Source organism: Nodosilinea sp. LEGE 07088 (assembly GCF_015207395.1).
GTDB lineage: Bacteria > Cyanobacteriota > Cyanobacteriia > Phormidesmidales > Phormidesmidaceae > Nodosilinea.
This window is the reverse complement of record NZ_JADEWX010000014.1, coordinates 1-16,053: the sequence shown is the minus strand read 5'-3', so window position 1 is coordinate 16,053 and position 16,053 is coordinate 1. Positions and strand designations below refer to the sequence as shown.

Here is a 16,053-nt window from a genome sequence, read left to right as displayed (position 1 = left end):
TCGTATTAACACCAGAGCTGCATGCCAGTAGATAGCCCGCCCGCTCCCCAGCCACCCTTAGTGCTCGAAACCCTCGTTGCCCAAGGGCTACCCAGTGATGAGTGCCCCCGTCGAGCGCGCATTCAGCTCGATTTACTGTTGCTCGCGATTGAGGCGCTCGATCTGGTGGGTAGCGAAGCCATGCTAACGGCAGCCCGCGACCTTGCCCTAGATGGCCTGGTTAAGAGCCGTGTACATCTCTGGCTACTGCGGGGCACTAACCCCATGCGCCGTTACAGCCAGCGTCGGCCTCTGCATACCGAAGAGGCTAAGGCCTTGGTGATGATTATTTGCACCTTATCGCGACGGTTGACGGTGCTGGTGCGACAGCTGCTAGTGGGTTATCAGCAGCTGCGTGACCGCGAGCTTTCCCCAGAGCACCATTTTCGCCTGGCCGACTACCTGAGCCGCTTTCGCAGCCATTTTCGAGCCCGCATGAACCCCCGCCGCGCCGGGGTGATTGCCTACAGCAGTGACGAGAAGCTCAATCAGCTAGCCATTGAACTATTGCAGCAGCTGCTGCTATGTTCTGGGGTGCTGGGCCCTCAGCGACTCTGGAGTAGCCTGTTTGACGGAGAAGTATCATGACCGTTCAACGGCGATATACCTTACCCCACTGCAACCTGGTACTGGAAGGGCTGAGCGACAATGCCGATGACCCATTGTCGCCTCTGACCGTGCTGATGAATGCCGAGTGCTACCTGCCCGGGGCCACCGACGCCACCCTTACCGGGGGTCGAGAGTTTTTAGATAGTCTGGTAGCGGCGGTTAGTCGCTACGGCCAACGGTTGCTCAGCGGTGTGCCCTACCCGACGGCGACCGGCAGCGTGCCGCCGATGGTTGACGTCAAGCCCGGTGAAGGCCCCTACCATCACCTAATTGTGCAGCAGCAGCCCTTGGGGGAACCCGTTAGCGATGTCAATGCCCAGCCGCCACTCGATGTGAAGTTGAGCACGGTGCAGTTCTACGACCTGATGGAAGCGGTCGATCAGCTCCTAGCTGACTCTCAAACGCTGCCCGATCTGACGGCTCAGTTTCAGGCGGTGTCGCGGCGGCTGGTGCAGCCCACCGAACCGATTACCCAGCGAGCCGCGCCAGCCGCCTTGGGCGCGGCGGTTCTGGCCGCGGCGGGTTTGGCTCTATTCTTTGTGCCTCTGCCTGAGTTTGAGCCGACCCAGCCCGAGACTGAATCGGTGGCTCCGGCTGAGTCGAGTACTGCCCCCACGGATGCACCAGCCGCTGATGGTGACGTCGGTGGGGAGGCTGCGTCTGAGCCATCGTCTGGAGAGAATGACTTAGCCCTGGCAGACAACGCTCCGGCAATTACGGACGGGGCTACGGTGGTGCTGCTGCAGGGTGACGTAGCCCGCCGCCTACAAACGGCTTGGGCCGACGCTCCCCGGCCCGTTAGCGATCTGGTCTATCGGATTGCGGTCTCAGAAGACGGCGATATCTTGGGGTACCGCTATGAAAATGACCTGGCCTTAGCCGAGGTCGATAATACGCCGCTGCCGGAGCTGACCTTTGTGCCAGTGGATGGGGCTGGCCGGGTGCAGGAGCGGGTAGCTCAGTTTGTCGCCACCTTTACCCCCGATGGTGAGGTAGTGCTGGAGCCAACGGAGAACCCGGAGACCACAGCGGCGGCCGAGGCTCTGCCCGAACTGACTAGTAAGGTAGGCGATGGCGATCGCATTCGCGCCTTGAACAGCGAGCTCTACGACCGTATTCTCGACCAACTGGAACCCCTATCGGCCAGCGAGGCCCTCCGGTTTCGGGTGCGCCTGACCGAGGACGGCGAGATTGTAGGCTACGAGCCGACCAACGCTGCCGCTGGCCTGCTGGTGGCCGAGACACCGCTGCCCAGTTTGGTAACGGCGACCGATAGCACCGCCGACCAGGTCGATTTCCAGGTGGTGTTCACTGAGGGTGGGGTGCTGGAGGTGAGTCCGTGGGATGGCTGGCCCCAATAGCCAGTGCGATAGCCAGTGCGATCGCATCACCTCTGCTCTTGCCGCTGTAGTGCTTGCCCAATGTTTTTAGCCCGGTTGCGTTATGGCTGATGCCCCCGATCTGCCACCTCTATCGTCAGAGTCTGCTCCGTCGGCGGAGCCCTCTAACCCTGTTGCGCCCCAACCGTCGGGGCCACCTCCGGCTCCCAAGGGGCCATCTGGTAAGAGCAGACTGCATGCCCTGTGGACGCTGGCTGTGCGGCTGATAGTTTTGGGCATGGGGGTGAGTGTCGGCTGGCTAGCCGGCCTGCTGGTGGCCCAGGTGTTGCCGTCGAGTCAGCCGTCGCTACCCGCGGTGGAAGTAGCCCTGCGCTATGGCAACCAAACCCGGCGCAAGCTGCGACAGCTGCCCCGCTGGTGGCGAGACGACGGTACGGCCCAGCTGGGGGCCGCCCCACCCGAGCGCCCCGCAGATGTAGCGCCAGCGGTCGTACCGCCAGCGGTTGAACCTGCCCCCCCGGCGGCTGAGACTGAAGAACCTGCCCTCAGTGATGCCGATCGCGATCGCCTCACCGCCGACCTAGCCGGTCTACGCCAAGACCTGGCCAATGCCGATACTCGCCTGACCGAGCTAGAAGAAGCGCTGAATGTCACCCCCAATGGCACCCTGGCCGATCGCCTAGGACGGATCGATCAGCGCCTGGCCCTCCTCAATGACCCGGAGGCTGGCTCTGAGGTGCCCCCGGTCGCTGAGCCTGAGACGGCCTCGGCTGACGCTAGCGATGTTGCTCGGGTGCCCTACCAAGAGCCTCGCTTTCCGCTGGTGCGCGATCGCGTCGTGTTGCCCAGCGCCCTGCTGTTTGAGCCGGGCAGCAGCACCCTCACCGCCCCCGGCCAGCAATTGCTCGACAGCATCATTCCAGATCTACGCCGCTACGGCCCGGCTACACTGCTGGTGGGCAGCCACACAGATGGAGCGATAACGCCTGATCTAGCGGGCCAGCTGACCCTGCAACAGGCATTGGCCGTACAGCGCTTCCTCGAACCTCAGCTGGAGGAGAGCATGACGCGCTGGGTGCCCGTGGGCTATGGCAAAACCCGACCCAGTACCGTTGGCACCACCCCTGGAGAGCAACAGCGCAATCAGCGGATCGAAATTGGCATTGTGCCCGGTAGCTAACCTATGCGACTTGTTTTCTTTGGCACTCCTCAGTTTGCCGTGCCCAGCCTAGAGCGGCTGCTGGCCGAACCGGGCTTTGAGGTAGTAGCGGTAGTCACCCAGCCCGATCGCCGACGGGGCCGGGGTAAGGCGGTCGATGCCTCACCGGTTAAGCAGGCGGCAACCAACTGCCCAGTGCTGCAACCCCTGCGGATTAAAAAAGACGCCGCTACCCTGACCGCCCTCAACGGGCTGCGGGCCGATGCCTTTGTGGTGGTGGCCTACGGGCAGCTGCTTTCCCAACGCATTTTAGACATGCCCCGCTGGGGGTGTATCAACGGCCACGGGTCGTTGCTGCCCGCCTATCGTGGGGCCGCCCCGATTCAGTGGTGCATTGTCAATGGCGAGACCGCTACGGGGATGACCACTATGAAGATGAACCTGGGCATGGATACTGGCGATATGCTGCTCAGGTCGCACTGGCCCATTGGCCTGCTCGATACCGCTGAGGACGTGGCCGCCGCCCTATCTCAGCAGTGCGCCGATCTGCTGGTAGAAACCTTGCATGGCCTCCAGGCGGGCACCCTGACCCCCATGCCCCAGGACGAGGCTCGGGCTACCTACGCACCACTGATTCAAAAACAAGATTTTGAGCTCGACTGGAGCAAACCTGCGATCGCACTGCACAATCAGGTGCGTGGTTTCTATCCCAACGGGGTGACGACCTTTCGCGATCAACCCCTGAAGGTGATGGCCACCGCGCCCTTGGTAGACCCCTACTGGGCTGCCCTGCCCCCAGAGCTGGTGGCCTTGAGGGATGCGGTGGCGGCGATCGCCGCTGCCCACAAAAATCCTGCCCCTGGCACCCTCGTCGGCTGGCTCAAGGGCCACGGCCCCCTGGTACAGACCAGCGAGGGACTGCTGCTGTTGCGCCGGGTTAAACCCATGGGTAAACAGGCCCAAGCCGGGAGTGATTTTGTCAACGGCAGTCGCCTGCAGGTGGGGGAGGTCTTGGGAAGCCTGCCTGCTGATCAGTCGCCCTAGCTCAGTTGGTAAGCTGAACTGAATCGGTCATTCTTCCGGTAGAGATAAACCGCAGATGAAAACAGAATCTCCCGTGCCTATCGCGACCTATGGGCCAGTGCCAGTCCATCTTCAAAACCGCCGCGAAGTCGTGTTCTTAGTGCTCTCAGGGCTGTTTCTAGGCACCCTTGGCATGCTCAACATTCTGGGCATTAGCCGATTTGTCAATATTTTCACCTGGGGTGACGTTGCTGTGACGGTGGCGGTAGGGGTGCTGCCCTACCCGCTGACCTTTCTCTGTACCGACCTGATTTCAGAACTCTACGGCAAGGAGCGGGCTAATCAGGTGGTGTGGGTGGGGCTAGCGCTGAATATTTGGGTGCTGTTCATTGTCTGGCTGGGGGGCGTGCTGCCGGGGTTTGAGGCTCTGGACCCGATTACGGGCGAGCTTGCCAGGGATGCCGCCGGGCGACTGCCGGTATTTTTTGAAATTCGTAACCTTACCTTTGGTGCGGTGACGGCCTCAATGCTGGCCTACCTGACCGCCCAGTTTGTAGATGTTTACCTGTTTCACTTCTGGAAGGAGCTGACCAACGGCAAGCATCTGTGGCTGCGCAACAACGGCTCTACCCTGGTCAGCCAGCTGGTCGATACTACTGCCGTAGTACTGATTACCCACTTTTTGGCCGGGGCGTTGCCCATTGAAGCCGGGCAAGCGCTGTGGCCACAGCTGATTCGCTTTATTGGCTATGGCTATGTGTTTAAGCTGGTGGCAGCGCTGCTGGATACGGGGCCGTTTTATCTATGCGTGTTTTGGCTCTCAGACTACCTGGGGTTAGAGTCTCCTATCTCGACGCCCAAGCGCCCTCGGCTCGGTAGTCAAGGGCAGAACTGACACAGCATTGAGCTTCTGCAGAGAGATTTCAATTGACTTGCAGCAATGACAATAACGTTGTGCATTGAGCATATGCTCGTGTGATAGCGGCGTATTCGATATTGCTCTATGACAGCGACGTTGTGGATTGAGTGTATCCTCGTGTGATGGCTGCATATTCGATATTGCTCTATGACAGCGACATTATGCATTGACTACTTAATCGATTGCGCTGCTGCAACGACGTTGTCAGGGCGCGATATAACGTATTGAGCTGTCGCATTAACGTATGCAGCCCTCGCACTCAAGAATTGCACTCTCACACTGACGTATGCGGCGATGGTCAAAGACCGGCAGGCCAACGCAACAACGAATTGCGGTGCTACAGCAAATCTGACAGTGCGGGCATCTCATGCGCTGGAACCTATATGCTATAGCTATTCTAGCTATCACCTCTTAGAGAGCCAGTGTCGGCTTCGCGGGGAGCGGCTTTCCCGCTCCGCTCTCGCAGTGGCTTTTTGCCTTTTCCGTTGGCTTTAACGCCTTTGCCAAAGCCATCCGTTGACGGCGGTTTGGATGAATTCTGCGAACTCTGATTGACGTTCTCTTCCAGCGGCAACAGCCGTTCACTCAGAACCCGCACTAACATCTGGATGCTAGCGGGGGTCGCCTCCCAGTCGGCCTTAGGAACGCGGATTCCGGCTATCTCGATCTCGTCGCTCATCGTTTTACCTTACCGAGTCTCCTGACCCAAAATCCCTAAACCTTCGTTAAATTCCTGGGACGGTTACATTTATCGTAGGGATGAGCATTGCCTACCAGTCTTAAATCAGTGCTATTCCAAGTAAGGTGCGAAAGAATTATTTATAGCGCCAATTCAAATCTGAAGTGCATCAGGGTTATTCCTAATTGCATTAATGACGGTCTGTGTGTCATTGAGTACAAAACGCCCCTGTTGAACTTTTCGACCATACAGTACCGGGAACCTATTAACCGTAGGGTACGCCATCGCTCTGCGTGACGCACCAAACTCACTCATCTCCAAACTCTACTCTCTCTAAAAGCATCCTATCCTCACCGCCCCAATCTGGCGGATACATATTTTCCTGTACTAAACGATGCAAACTCGAAAACGGCCCCTGCTGGGGTACTTCACAAAGCCCATGCCGCACAGGATTGTAATGAATGTCACAGTGAAAGGTGCGTCACGCTGCGCGATGACGGCACCCTACCCCTAGCTAAGTAGGGTGGGCAGTACCCACCACCCCCTTCTCCCCCTCTAACTCAACCGTTCTCTTCTTCCCTCCGCACCGGCATTCCCCATCTACTCTATGGGAACCGCAGCTGCTCGGTCGATTGAGTTTCTGAGGTTAACTTGCCCAAGTTCGTTGCTGATGCTGCTCTTAATTTTTATGCTGAAATGGGAGATAGAGCATGCTCCTGTTTTTCAGCTCAAGCCAAAAGAGGTCAGTCAAGATGCCGAGAGTTGCGATTGAGCTTCCGAATGAAACAATTGCTGACTTCTGCCAGCAGTGGCAAGTCACTGAACTCGCCCTCTTTGGTTCCGTCCTGCGCGACGACTTTCACCCCGACAGCGACATTGACGTAATGGTGCAATTTTATCCAGAGGCTCATCCTACCTTCGCCAGCCTGGATCAGATGCAAGCGGAACTCAAAACCATTTTTGATAGAGACGTTGACCTCATTACCCGCCAGGGTATAGAAACCAGCCGTAATTATTTACGCCGTCGCGAAATTCTTTCCTCAGCCCTGGTGATTTATGCAGCGGGATCTTCAATTTCTGCTTGATATGCTGCAATCCGCAGAGTTGATTCTGACTTACACGGATCAATGCTCTAAGGATGAGTTTATCGCAAATGTGCAGCTTCAAGATTCAGTGATTCGGCGACTGTTGGTGATTGCTGAAGCCGCAAGACGGGTTTCAGACGCAACTCGCCAGATACTACCAAATATCTCTTGGCAAGAAATCAATGGCATGCGAAATCGGTTAGTTCATGGATACGATGATGTAAACCTCAGTATTGTCTGGGATGTAGTTCAATTTGAGATATCGCCTTTGATTGAGGAATTGAAATTGCAGGTTCCTCCGGAGCCTTAAGAATGGCCGGAAGTGATCACTATCTCAATACCCTAACTACCGGCATGAGCGAGTCACAAAACCTACTTATCCTTATCGGTAGCCCTCGCCGAACCGGCACTCAGCCACCCTCGCTACCGCCGTTCAGCAGAGTGCAGAACGGGTCGAGACCCAGGTAACGCCCTGCTGTCCTATTCTTCCACCAGCCCAAACTCCACCAGGGCTGGGTAAAAATTTCGGTTTTCGTGGCTGGAGCGACTGAGCTTAATTAGGGCAAAGCGCTGGAGGGGTTTTAGCCCCTGCCACTGGGCCAAGCTCAGAGCCACCCCTAGCTCCAGGGCCTTTGTCTGCACCTCGGCAGGGATCTTGGTGTCGTCTTGCCAGGGTGGGTGAGGGTCTATGGCCAGAGTTGAGGCGGGCTTGCCCTGCACCTGCTGCACCAGGGCTTGCACCGCCTCAGCATAGGCCGCTGCCGACTCGCCGTCTTGGCAGGGGAGCTGGGTGATGCGATCGCGATCGCCATGGCTAAACCGATGCCAGTGCTCCAGCTTGAGCTTCACGCCGCAGGTATCGAGCTTCATGCGCACCTGCATGGGGATGCAGCGCAGCGAATCGACAAAATCGGCTTCAAACTGAAAAAAATCCTGGTTCTCCCAAGCATCACTGGTCTGAGTCATAGGGACAATAAGGAGGCTATCAGCCCCCTAGCGAGGCTGAAAAGCCGGTACATTGAGCTGATAGGCTTGGCCCTGATGGGTGACAATAACGGCCCCGGCATCGGCTGTCTGAGGGCTGGGGACGGCCGTGAAGGTCACCCGCTCCACCGACCTTCCGGGCGGCGGGGTCAGGGCCCCGGCCACCTGGCTCGCCTGTTCGAGCTGGTCTGTGAGGGAAACCAAACCGCTGAGGCCATTGATCAGGTCGCGCAGGTTGCGACGTATGGCCGGGTCGCCCGTCAGCTCATCGACATCGGCAAGCACCTTGTTGGCGCTCTGAAACACGCTGCGGGCTGAGTCAAGCGTCTGTTGTAGCATGACCAGGTTCTCGGGGCTATTGAAGGTGCCAGTAATGCTGCGAATGTCGGCCGCGGCAGCGGCGGCATTGACGGAGAGCCGGTCGAGATTTGCAATCAAGTCGCTCTGTTGTAGGGCCGGGCTGAGGGTAGCGGTAACTGCCGCAATGTCGGCAGTGCTGCGGTTGATGTTGTCGAGAGTGGTAGCCAGGGTGCCTCGATTGGTCACGACTAAACGGTTAATCTCGCTACCGGTGATCTCAAACTCGGCGGCGGCGTTACCGATATTGTCGGTGGCCCGGTTAGCCGATGTGAGTAGTGGGTCTAGGCCCGTCTGGAGCTGCCGCGTCAGGGTTGTCAGTTCGGTGGAAAGCACACTGGCGCTTGCGGTCAGGGTGGTGGCGTTATCGAGGGTGATCTTGAGGTCTTCGATAATGTCTGGGTCAGCAAAGGTTTCTGCCAGCCCCTCCGCTGAACGAATCAGGGACTCGTAGCTGGCCCCGACCTGACCTTCCAGGCGATCGCCATCGCAAATGATGGCCTGCCCCTGGCAGTCGGCGGCGGTAGGTTTAACGGCCAGTTCTTGGTCGGCGAGGAGCCGCTGGGGCGTAATGTCGATGGTGGTGTCGCCGATTAGCCCCGACTGATTCACTAGAATCGACGCATCGCGCGGAATCCGCAGCTCGTTGCTACCAATTTCCACCGCGACATCGACCGCATTGGTACTGGGCATAATGCTCAGCACTCGCCCTACGGGCACCCCACGGTAGCGAACGCTGGTGCCCTCCTGCATGCCCAGCGTATCCTCAAAGGTCAAGGTGGCGCGGTAGCTACGACTGCCGGGGTTCAGACCTCTTAGCCAGAGCACCAGCCCACCAAACAAACCCACTGCAATCAGAATTAGCAGCCCCACTGACCCTTCTCGAATTGCCCTTGCCCGCATGCTGCCCTCTCGACCTAACCGCTCAACTTTGGTTTGTTACCAGCCAACGTTGTCCTAAATCAGTTCTGGCTGTTCTGGGGTAACAGTAGACTCAGACAGTTTAGGCTAGAGACGTAGCCTCTGGCCATCATTGCACCATTTGAATGGGCCCTTCGACCCGCCCACTAAAGAATTGACGGACGAATGGGTTATCGGTGTCATCTACCGCAGCCACCGGCCCCGCCCACTGAATCCTGCCCCGATGTAAAAAGATCAGGCGATCGGCAGTGCGACGAATGGTGCTGTCTTGATGGGTCACAATCAGGTATGAGCTACAGCCATTATTCTGCTGAATGGTGCGAATCAGGTCTTCGATTACCGTTGAGGCAATAGGGTCTAGCCCCGCCGTAGGCTCATCGTACAGCAGTAGAGCAGGCCGATCTTGAGGATTTTCAGGGTTTGAAACAATCGCTCGGGCAAAGCTGACCCGCTTGCGCATGCCGCCGGAGAGCTCGGCAGGGTAGCTGTTGCCAGTGCCCGGTAGACCCACCATGTCGAGTACCTCATTGACGATCTGACGAATCTGGTGAGGAGACAAATTGGAATGTTGATACAGCAGAAACCCCACGTTTTCTTCTACCGTCAACGAGTCAAACAGGGCCGCTTGCTGAAACACCATACCAATCCCCACTGGGTCGGAGGCATCTTCAATCAGCCCTTCCCGCCGCTGCCCCTGAATGTAGATTTCTCCAGCATCGGGAGAGAGCAACCCGGCAATAATTCTCAAAATGGTTGATTTACCGGTACCCGACGGGCCAATAATGGCCACCGCCTCACCGCGATTAACGGTGAGGTCGATATTGTCGAGCACCTGATTGTCCCCAAAGCGCTTAGAGATGCCGCGCAGCTCAAGCAATATCTGGTCGTCGCAGTCACGGGTGGGTGTCTGTGAGCCGGGTGCTCCAGCCGATATAGGCCCAAAGGAGGGGCTGTGGTGATGGGAAGCAGTCATAAACCCTACTGATATCAGGCCCCCTACCTGTGCCACGGTTACAATTACCTGGCTGGGGTTATCCCAGGCAAAGAATTTACTAAAGCACCGATAGCTCTAGGGGCACATCCATGCTTTGACTCTATCAAATAGCCGCTAAAATCGAAGGCGCTGGTGCTAAATCCTACCAGGGGCTGTTGAAGAGCCTGAGAATTTCACGCTACGTCGTGAAAGTGGGTCAAGGTAGACCACATCTTAGGATATGTACGGCAGCTAGATGGCCAACAACATCCACACAGGCTCTGTTTGTATGGCTGCTCAGGTTGGTCAGATCTCTATCGACCTCCTTCCATGTTCCTAAAACCTCTTCATACGGCCTTAGCCAGACTCTTTCGCCGGGCCCGGCGTGAGTCCCTTACCCTAGCAGCACCCCGACGGGTCAATCGGCTGATGGGCTGGCTGGCGCCAGGGCTGCTGGTAAAACGATGGCTGTTTTTGAGTATGGCCGGCGTGCTGATGGTGGGCGTGGGGCTGATGATTTGGCTGAAGCTAACCCCTGTGTTTTATACCGGCCAGGTATTGGGAGCCGCCCTCCGGGCGTTTACGACCTACGTGCCGAGCTATGTGAGCGGCCCTCTGGGTATTTTGCTCGGTTTGTGGCTGATTTTTTGGGGCCAAAGTCGCACCGTGGGCGCGATTACCGATGTGTTGATGCCAGGGAATGAAGAGGATTTGCTCGATGCCCTGTTGACCCAGCGGCGACTTTCTCGGGGCCCCAAAATTGTGGTGATTGGGGGGGGCACCGGGCTGTCTAACCTGTTGCGAGGAATGAAGCAGTACAGCGCTAATATCACGGCCATCGTCACCGTGGCTGACGATGGTGGCTCGTCGGGGCGATTGCGCCGCGAGATGGGAATGCTACCGCCCGGAGATATTCGCAACTGTCTGGCGGCCCTGGCCGACGAAGAGAAACTACTGACGGAGCTGTTTCAATATCGCTTTGAGGCGGGTAGCGGGCTGGTAGGCCATAGTTTTGGCAACCTGTTCTTGACGGCGATGAATGAAATTACGGGCGATCTGGAGCAGGCCATTGCGGCGAGCTCTAAGGTGCTGGCGGTGCGAGGCCAGGTGTTGCCCGCGACATCAATGGATGTGCAGCTCTGGGCCGAACTCAGAGATGGCCGCCGCATTGTGGGAGAGTCGAAAATTACGGAAGCGCGAGGCCATATTGTGCACATCGGCTGTTTGCCGCCCAATCCTCCGGCTTTGCCTAAGGCGGTGAAGGCCATTGAGGAGGCCGACTATATTGTGATTGGCCCTGGCAGTCTATATACCAGCCTGATTCCTAACCTGCTAGTGCCCGATCTGGTGAAGGCGATCGCAGCCCGGCGGGTGCCGCGTATTTATGTTTGCAACATTATGACTGAGCCGGGGGAGACCGATGGCTTCTCGGTATCTGACCACATTCGGGCGATCGATTCGGCCTGTGGTTGCTACCTGTTTGACGCGGTGCTGGTACAAAAGATGATGCCCTCTGACCCGGTGATTACCCACTATGCTAGGGCCGGGGTCGGGCCGGTGCTGCTCGATCGCGCGGCTATTCTAGATTCTGGTCGCCGCATTATTGCGGCCAATGTGATGGAAGAGCGAGAAAACTTGACGGTACGCCACCACAGCGAACGCCTAGCGCGGGTGCTGCTACGCTGGTATACCCGCACCCAGCGGCTGTGGTAGCTGAGAGTGGCCCAGCCCAATTAGCCCAGCCCAATTAGCCCAGCGCAATTAAGAGGGATCGTCACTAAAGCGGCGGCTGACCCAGCCAACAATACCGCTGGCGATCGCGCCAGCCATCAGCACGCTGATGGCCGGTAAAATCAGTGGGTTCCAGAGAGAATACCATTGGTCAAGGCCCAGATCGAGATTCATGCTGCGCCCCAGTACGGCTACTAGAAACCAGCCCAGACTCAGTAATACCAGCCCTAGATCGATCACCAACACCCAGCTAATGAGGCTGGAGATGCGTTGGGTAATGGGTGTGTTGTTCATCGCTGTACTGAATAAATAAGCTATCGATTAGGTTGACCCTAGAGCGGTCGGTCTCGGGCCGTTTATGTTAGACCCTACACAAAAAATAGGCTGCTCTCACCTTAGAGCAGCCTATCAAAAAGATTAGCGTCATCAACTGAATGATACAAAATTTGCCTTGGCAAGGGCATATCGCTGGCCCGAAGTCATTCTAGGTGTCCAAATTTTGGATCAGCAGATTATCGGGATCGACGTAGTGGCAGACGGCATCATCAACGCAGATAAGGGCCCAACCTGAAGCCTCAATGCTGACTAGTTCATAGTCATCGTTTTGTACAAAAAATCCCTTGTGGTTCCGAGTCTCGGGCTTGATTCTAACGACGTTATCAGACATGGCTAAATGTTCTCCAGAAAACTAATGACCAGCAATTGATGAGAGAAACCAAGTGACTTACTTGAGGAAATCCTATCATTGCCTTCATGAGAATTTTATTAAGTAATCTAAGGGTTTATTGCAGGAGAGCCGTGTAACTGGATGTTAAGGCTGCTGTGCGATCGCCTAGCTGTAGCGTGATTCCCTGGTTTTTCGTTTGTTGCTGCTTAAAGCACGTTTTTTTTGCTGTCGAAGGAAGATTAACTTAAGTTTTATTAACTCTCTATGAGTGGCAGAAAAGATAGGAAAAATAAGTATTTCTACTCCTTTTTCCTAGGAGCCTTGCTCAGGATTTTGCTGAATTCAAGGTACCTATCTCTTGATCCCTAGCCAGTTTCTTCTTGGCTGAGTATGTTTTTAATTAGCTGGCGATCGCGTTGGGTAGCTTTATATACCCTTGTTGCTCCCCTTGCGTAAGGATCCTTGAAAGACTCGTTGGCCGACGGGCTCGACCTCCGAAGGTGCGATCTGTAGCGGGCCAGTCGGGGAAATTGCTAAGGGTTCGTAGGCAATGACAATCGGAAAATTGCGCTGTTCGGCAGCGGCTAAGAGGTCTTGGCGCGGACGATTAGCCGGGTCAAAAAAGGCCGGATCGTAGTCAAAAAAGGCTTGGTTTTGGCCCTCGACCTGAAGGTTGCTGGCGCGCATTTCCTCGTCATAGGCGAGGGTGTAATTAATGAAGTCAGGCTGACGCTCTCCAATCTGAATACGGTCTTGAATGGTCAGCCGATTTTTGACGGTGAGACTGTATTGGCTCTGGGTACCGTTGTCGTCAGCAAAGTAGAGGCGTTTGAGTCTAGTGTTAGCGGCGAGGCCAGCGCGCTGGCCGGTCGATAGCTTGAGGTCGCTAAGGGTAAACCCAGAGCTTTTAGAGACCTGGCGCTGGGTTAACGAGAACCCGGTCGCTGGGGTCGATGAGTCGAACTCATAGGTACGGGTGTCGTCGGTGAGGCTAATGGCCAGGCGAGGAATTGCGATCGCGCGAGGGGCGACAAAAGTGACTTCAAGTCCGCTAGCGGTGGGCAGGCAAAACAGGGTGAGCGTCTGGTTGGGGAGCAGCCTCAGGTCATCTACGGTGGCGGCGTAGCCGGGGCCGGTGATCTGCAGGGTGGCGGGCGGCTGGGCGGTGGCGGTTCCTGTCAGGGTGATCTGTAGCGCCTGCCCCAACCCCTCGGCGGGGAGATGGTAGCTGGCGGGCACGTCGCGATTAAGCCCGCCCTTAAAGGGCACTAACGCGGCGGCTTGACCGGGGGCGGTCGAGACGATCGGGGTGAGGGCCGGCATCACGGTAAGCTGTCCTTCGCCGATTAGGGTGATGTCTAGACTGCGCTCGGGTGGGGCCTCGGCGGCGGGGCGGCAGAAAGGGCAGCTAAAGGAGCCCATGGCGGTGGGCCGATCGGTAGCAGGCGGCTGTCGCCACGATCGCTGGGTGAGATCGAGGGTCTTGCTCTGGGCGTCGCCCCGGTACTCTGGCCCGTCGGGGAGCGGTCGGTAGCGCCAGGCATCGGCCTGGGTATCAAACTCCACATGGAGATCGGTGGGGCTAGTGGGCCTGCCTGCCGGGTAGTTGCTGTCGTAGACATAGACCCAGTATTGGCCGCTGCCCCGGTCTTCGACTCGGTAGGGGGTGAGGGTGTGGCCTGCGGTGAGCCCGCCTGCGACTAACTGATAGACGCCCATGGTGAATGGGTCACTAGAGCCCGAGAGAAAGGCGCGCACGATCGATAGCAAAATCTGGCTGGGCGGCCAGGTATTGCGCACGGTTTGGGTCTGCTCAAAGACTTCGGTGACGCCCTGCATTAAAAATAGGTTGGCGATAAACGTCTGGAGCTCAAATAGGGTGCGGGCGAGGCCAAATACCGTTCGCCCGAGCACGAAATTTATCAGTCGCTGCCACCAGGGCAGGCGGGGCTGGGTGGGCTGCCAGAGCTCGAGTACGGCGGCGGCCATGCCCTCCGAAAGTCCTTGGTTCATGCGGTTTAGCTGAGTTCTCAGCCAGCTTTGGGCAGCGGCGGTCAGCACACAGTGAGCCGAGTCGCCGCCGCTGCATACCTGGGTGCCAAAGAGCTGTTGCAGCTGGGGGGTCAGCACCTCTTCCCAGGCCTGGGCGTTGCGGCTGAGATCGATGGCCTGAATCAGCTCTGCGTTAGAAAACTGAAACCCGTTGATGGCGGGGTCAAAGTCGGGTAGGGCCACCGTGCCGTCGGGCAGTTGAGCCAGTTGGGCGAGAGGAGTGAGGTCTGGGGCAGGGGGCCCAGGCTGAGCGGCCCTGGCTAGGGCTAGATAGGGCGAAAGCTGGGCCGTGATCACGGCGGTCAAGGTCGCGATCGCAATTCTGCGCCCGAGCGATTGGAGCGTGATGTTGTTAGGTAGGCCCACTGGATTTTGGTAGTGCATTTTATTAAAGGACAGAGGAAAAAATGGACTCTTCCCTTGCTGCCAGCTGCTCTCTGACTCGGCAATTGTAGTCATGGATGAACATCCAGATCGCACCGATGTGATGCTCTAGCTTTTTGGAAAAGGACAGTGTCTTCCTCACCAGCCGAGAAATCCGCGGCCTCAAGGTGTTGTTCAGTCTTTCGATGTCGCTCGTCAGGCCGCTATCTTTGTCAACAGCAACATGCCGCTTGCCCGGCATCACGTCCACGTAGGCCTCCCAGTCATCGGTGAGGCACTTGTAGGTTTGCTTACCGCGCCTGGTAGTGCCGTTCTTGGAGATGTTGTGAGACCCGCAAGTTGGACAGGTCAGCTCGATTTTCAGGGCTCCTACTCCCTCAGACTAGAAATACTTTTTGTTCTCACCCTAGTACGGGTTCTGCGATCGCCCCCTGCAAATACCCCAGCCATTCGGTCAAGCTCTCCAGCTGCTTCTCCGGCTTCAGCACCCCCAGCCCGCGCACAACGACCTTGCCGCCGCTGTAGACAAAGCGAGATTTTAGGTGGCTGGGGAGGTTTTCGCTGATCTTCTTCCAGGCCGGTTCTTCCATCGGGGTTTCCATCACCACATGCTGCTTGCCCTCGGGCTTGATACGCGAGAAGCCCACCGCTTTGGCCACCAGCTTTAGCTCCAGCATCCGCACCAGCTGCTCGGTGGCGTGGGGGATAGGGCCGTAGCGATCGCTCAAATCCGCCGCAATCTGCACTAGCTCTACCTTGCTGCTGGCACCGGCCAACGAGCGGTAGGCACCCATCTTTTGCTCCAGGTCGGGGATGTAGTCGTTGGGCACAAAGGCAGTGACGTTGAGATCGACCTGGGTATCGTCAACTTTGGGGATATCTTGGCCGCGAATCTCGGCGATTTCTTCTTCGAGCATATCCATGTAGAGATCAAAGCCAATTGCATCCATTTGTCCCGACTGTTCCACGCCGAGCAGGTTGCCAACCCCACGAATTTCCATGTCGCGCATGGCTAGCTGGTAGCCCGAGCCCAGCTGGGTGAACTCCTGAATGGCCCGTAACCGCTTGCGGGCTTTGTCGGTGAGGGATTTTTTGGGGTAAAACAGCCAGGCGTGGGCCTGAATGCCCGCC

The 16,053-nt window shown here is 57.3% G+C and carries 16 protein-coding genes and 1 pseudogene; 8 read left to right on the top strand and 9 right to left on the bottom strand.

Annotation, left to right across the window (positions count from 1 at the left end):
• Positions 1 to 21: 21 nt before the first annotated feature.
• From IQ254_RS05720 to IQ254_RS05700, 5 genes are all read left to right on the top strand, one after another.
• Positions 22 to 627, top strand: coding sequence for a DUF3038 domain-containing protein (locus tag IQ254_RS05720; RefSeq protein WP_193965209.1), 606 nt, complete (start codon positions 22 to 24; stop codon positions 625 to 627).
• Complete coding sequence (locus tag IQ254_RS05715; RefSeq protein ID WP_193965208.1) at positions 624 to 2,009, top strand: DUF4335 domain-containing protein; 1,386 nt, start codon at positions 624 to 626, stop codon at positions 2,007 to 2,009. Before IQ254_RS05720 ends, IQ254_RS05715 begins: the two co-directional genes overlap by 4 nt.
• An 82-nt stretch (positions 2,010 to 2,091) precedes the next feature.
• Positions 2,092 to 3,168 (top strand): OmpA family protein, encoded by a 1,077-nt coding sequence (locus IQ254_RS05710; protein WP_193965207.1) that lies wholly within the window; start codon positions 2,092 to 2,094, stop codon positions 3,166 to 3,168.
• A 3-nt stretch (positions 3,169 to 3,171) separates the two neighbouring features.
• Positions 3,172 to 4,191, top strand: a complete 1,020-nt coding sequence (fmt, locus tag IQ254_RS05705) for a methionyl-tRNA formyltransferase (RefSeq protein WP_193965206.1) — start codon at positions 3,172 to 3,174, stop codon at positions 4,189 to 4,191.
• 55 nt (positions 4,192 to 4,246) lie between these two features.
• Positions 4,247 to 5,065, top strand: a complete 819-nt coding sequence (locus tag IQ254_RS05700; protein WP_193965205.1) for a queuosine precursor transporter — start codon at positions 4,247 to 4,249, stop codon at positions 5,063 to 5,065.
• Between the two features lie 421 nt (positions 5,066 to 5,486).
• On the opposite strand, the gene IQ254_RS05695 is transcribed toward IQ254_RS05700, so the two are convergent.
• Positions 5,487 to 5,768 (bottom strand): DUF6444 domain-containing protein, encoded by a 282-nt coding sequence (locus IQ254_RS05695; protein WP_193965204.1) that lies wholly within the window; start codon positions 5,766 to 5,768, stop codon positions 5,487 to 5,489.
• 752 nt (positions 5,769 to 6,520) lie between these two features.
• On the opposite strand from IQ254_RS05695, the gene IQ254_RS05690 reads away from it, so the two are divergent.
• Positions 6,521 to 6,853, top strand: coding sequence for a nucleotidyltransferase family protein (locus tag IQ254_RS05690; RefSeq protein WP_193965248.1), 333 nt, complete (start codon positions 6,521 to 6,523; stop codon positions 6,851 to 6,853).
• Positions 6,825 to 7,163 (top strand): DUF86 domain-containing protein, encoded by a 339-nt coding sequence (locus IQ254_RS05685; protein ID WP_193965203.1) that lies wholly within the window; start codon positions 6,825 to 6,827, stop codon positions 7,161 to 7,163. The genes IQ254_RS05690 and IQ254_RS05685 overlap by 29 nt, the downstream gene beginning before the upstream one ends.
• A gap of 170 nt (positions 7,164 to 7,333) precedes the next feature.
• Here IQ254_RS05685 and IQ254_RS05680 read toward each other — a convergent pair whose 3' ends face one another.
• From IQ254_RS05680 to IQ254_RS05670, 3 genes are all read right to left on the bottom strand, one after another.
• On the bottom strand, positions 7,334 to 7,819 hold the full coding sequence (locus IQ254_RS05680; protein ID WP_193965202.1) for a nitrate reductase associated protein: 486 nt from the start codon (positions 7,817 to 7,819) through the stop codon (positions 7,334 to 7,336).
• A 27-nt stretch (positions 7,820 to 7,846) separates the two neighbouring features.
• On the bottom strand, positions 7,847 to 9,097 hold the full coding sequence (locus IQ254_RS05675; RefSeq protein WP_193965201.1) for an MlaD family protein: 1,251 nt from the start codon (positions 9,095 to 9,097) through the stop codon (positions 7,847 to 7,849).
• 127 nt (positions 9,098 to 9,224) lie between these two features.
• Entirely contained in the window at positions 9,225 to 10,088 is an 864-nt protein-coding gene (locus IQ254_RS05670) for an ABC transporter ATP-binding protein (protein WP_193965200.1), read from the bottom strand.
• Between the two features lie 330 nt (positions 10,089 to 10,418).
• Between IQ254_RS05670 and yvcK the strand changes: the two genes are divergently transcribed.
• Entirely contained in the window at positions 10,419 to 11,801 is a 1,383-nt protein-coding gene (gene yvcK / locus IQ254_RS05665; RefSeq protein WP_193965199.1) for a gluconeogenesis factor YvcK family protein, read from the top strand.
• A 48-nt stretch (positions 11,802 to 11,849) separates the two neighbouring features.
• Here yvcK and IQ254_RS05660 read toward each other — a convergent pair whose 3' ends face one another.
• The 5 genes and pseudogenes from IQ254_RS05660 to IQ254_RS05640 form a co-directional block, all read right to left on the bottom strand.
• Complete coding sequence (locus IQ254_RS05660; protein ID WP_193965198.1) at positions 11,850 to 12,113, bottom strand: hypothetical protein; 264 nt, start codon at positions 12,111 to 12,113, stop codon at positions 11,850 to 11,852.
• Positions 12,114 to 12,303: 190 nt separating this feature from the next.
• Positions 12,304 to 12,486 (bottom strand): hypothetical protein, encoded by a 183-nt coding sequence (locus IQ254_RS05655; protein WP_193965197.1) that lies wholly within the window; start codon positions 12,484 to 12,486, stop codon positions 12,304 to 12,306.
• A gap of 426 nt (positions 12,487 to 12,912) precedes the next feature.
• Positions 12,913 to 14,997 (bottom strand): hypothetical protein, encoded by a 2,085-nt coding sequence (locus tag IQ254_RS05650; RefSeq protein ID WP_193965196.1) that lies wholly within the window; start codon positions 14,995 to 14,997, stop codon positions 12,913 to 12,915.
• Positions 14,927 to 15,199 (bottom strand): annotated as a pseudogene (locus IQ254_RS05645) (IS1 family transposase); the annotation flags it as partial. The pseudogene IQ254_RS05645 and the gene IQ254_RS05650, both read right to left, overlap by 71 nt.
• A gap of 124 nt (positions 15,200 to 15,323) precedes the next feature.
• On the bottom strand, positions 15,324 to 16,053 hold a 730-nt coding region (locus IQ254_RS05640; protein ID WP_313887379.1), incomplete at its 5' end, for a TRCF domain-containing protein.

Coding starts and splice junctions, on each gene's coding strand:
- IQ254_RS05720 (WP_193965209.1), top strand. CDS start 22: ATGCCAGTAGATAGCCCGCCCGCTCCCCAGCCACCCTTAGTGCTCGAA.
- IQ254_RS05715 (WP_193965208.1), top strand. CDS start 624: ATGACCGTTCAACGGCGATATACCTTACCCCACTGCAACCTGGTACTG.
- IQ254_RS05710 (WP_193965207.1), top strand. CDS start 2,092: ATGGCTGATGCCCCCGATCTGCCACCTCTATCGTCAGAGTCTGCTCCG.
- fmt (WP_193965206.1), top strand. CDS start 3,172: ATGCGACTTGTTTTCTTTGGCACTCCTCAGTTTGCCGTGCCCAGCCTA.
- IQ254_RS05700 (WP_193965205.1), top strand. CDS start 4,247: ATGAAAACAGAATCTCCCGTGCCTATCGCGACCTATGGGCCAGTGCCA.
- IQ254_RS05695 (WP_193965204.1), bottom strand. CDS start 5,768: ATGAGCGACGAGATCGAGATAGCCGGAATCCGCGTTCCTAAGGCCGAC.
- IQ254_RS05690 (WP_193965248.1), top strand. CDS start 6,521: ATGCCGAGAGTTGCGATTGAGCTTCCGAATGAAACAATTGCTGACTTC.
- IQ254_RS05685 (WP_193965203.1), top strand. CDS start 6,825: ATGCAGCGGGATCTTCAATTTCTGCTTGATATGCTGCAATCCGCAGAG.
- IQ254_RS05680 (WP_193965202.1), bottom strand. CDS start 7,819: ATGACTCAGACCAGTGATGCTTGGGAGAACCAGGATTTTTTTCAGTTT.
- IQ254_RS05675 (WP_193965201.1), bottom strand. CDS start 9,097: ATGCGGGCAAGGGCAATTCGAGAAGGGTCAGTGGGGCTGCTAATTCTG.
- IQ254_RS05670 (WP_193965200.1), bottom strand. CDS start 10,088: ATGACTGCTTCCCATCACCACAGCCCCTCCTTTGGGCCTATATCGGCT.
- yvcK (WP_193965199.1), top strand. CDS start 10,419: ATGTTCCTAAAACCTCTTCATACGGCCTTAGCCAGACTCTTTCGCCGG.
- IQ254_RS05660 (WP_193965198.1), bottom strand. CDS start 12,113: ATGAACAACACACCCATTACCCAACGCATCTCCAGCCTCATTAGCTGG.
- IQ254_RS05655 (WP_193965197.1), bottom strand. CDS start 12,486: ATGTCTGATAACGTCGTTAGAATCAAGCCCGAGACTCGGAACCACAAG.
- IQ254_RS05650 (WP_193965196.1), bottom strand. CDS start 14,997: ATGACTACAATTGCCGAGTCAGAGAGCAGCTGGCAGCAAGGGAAGAGT.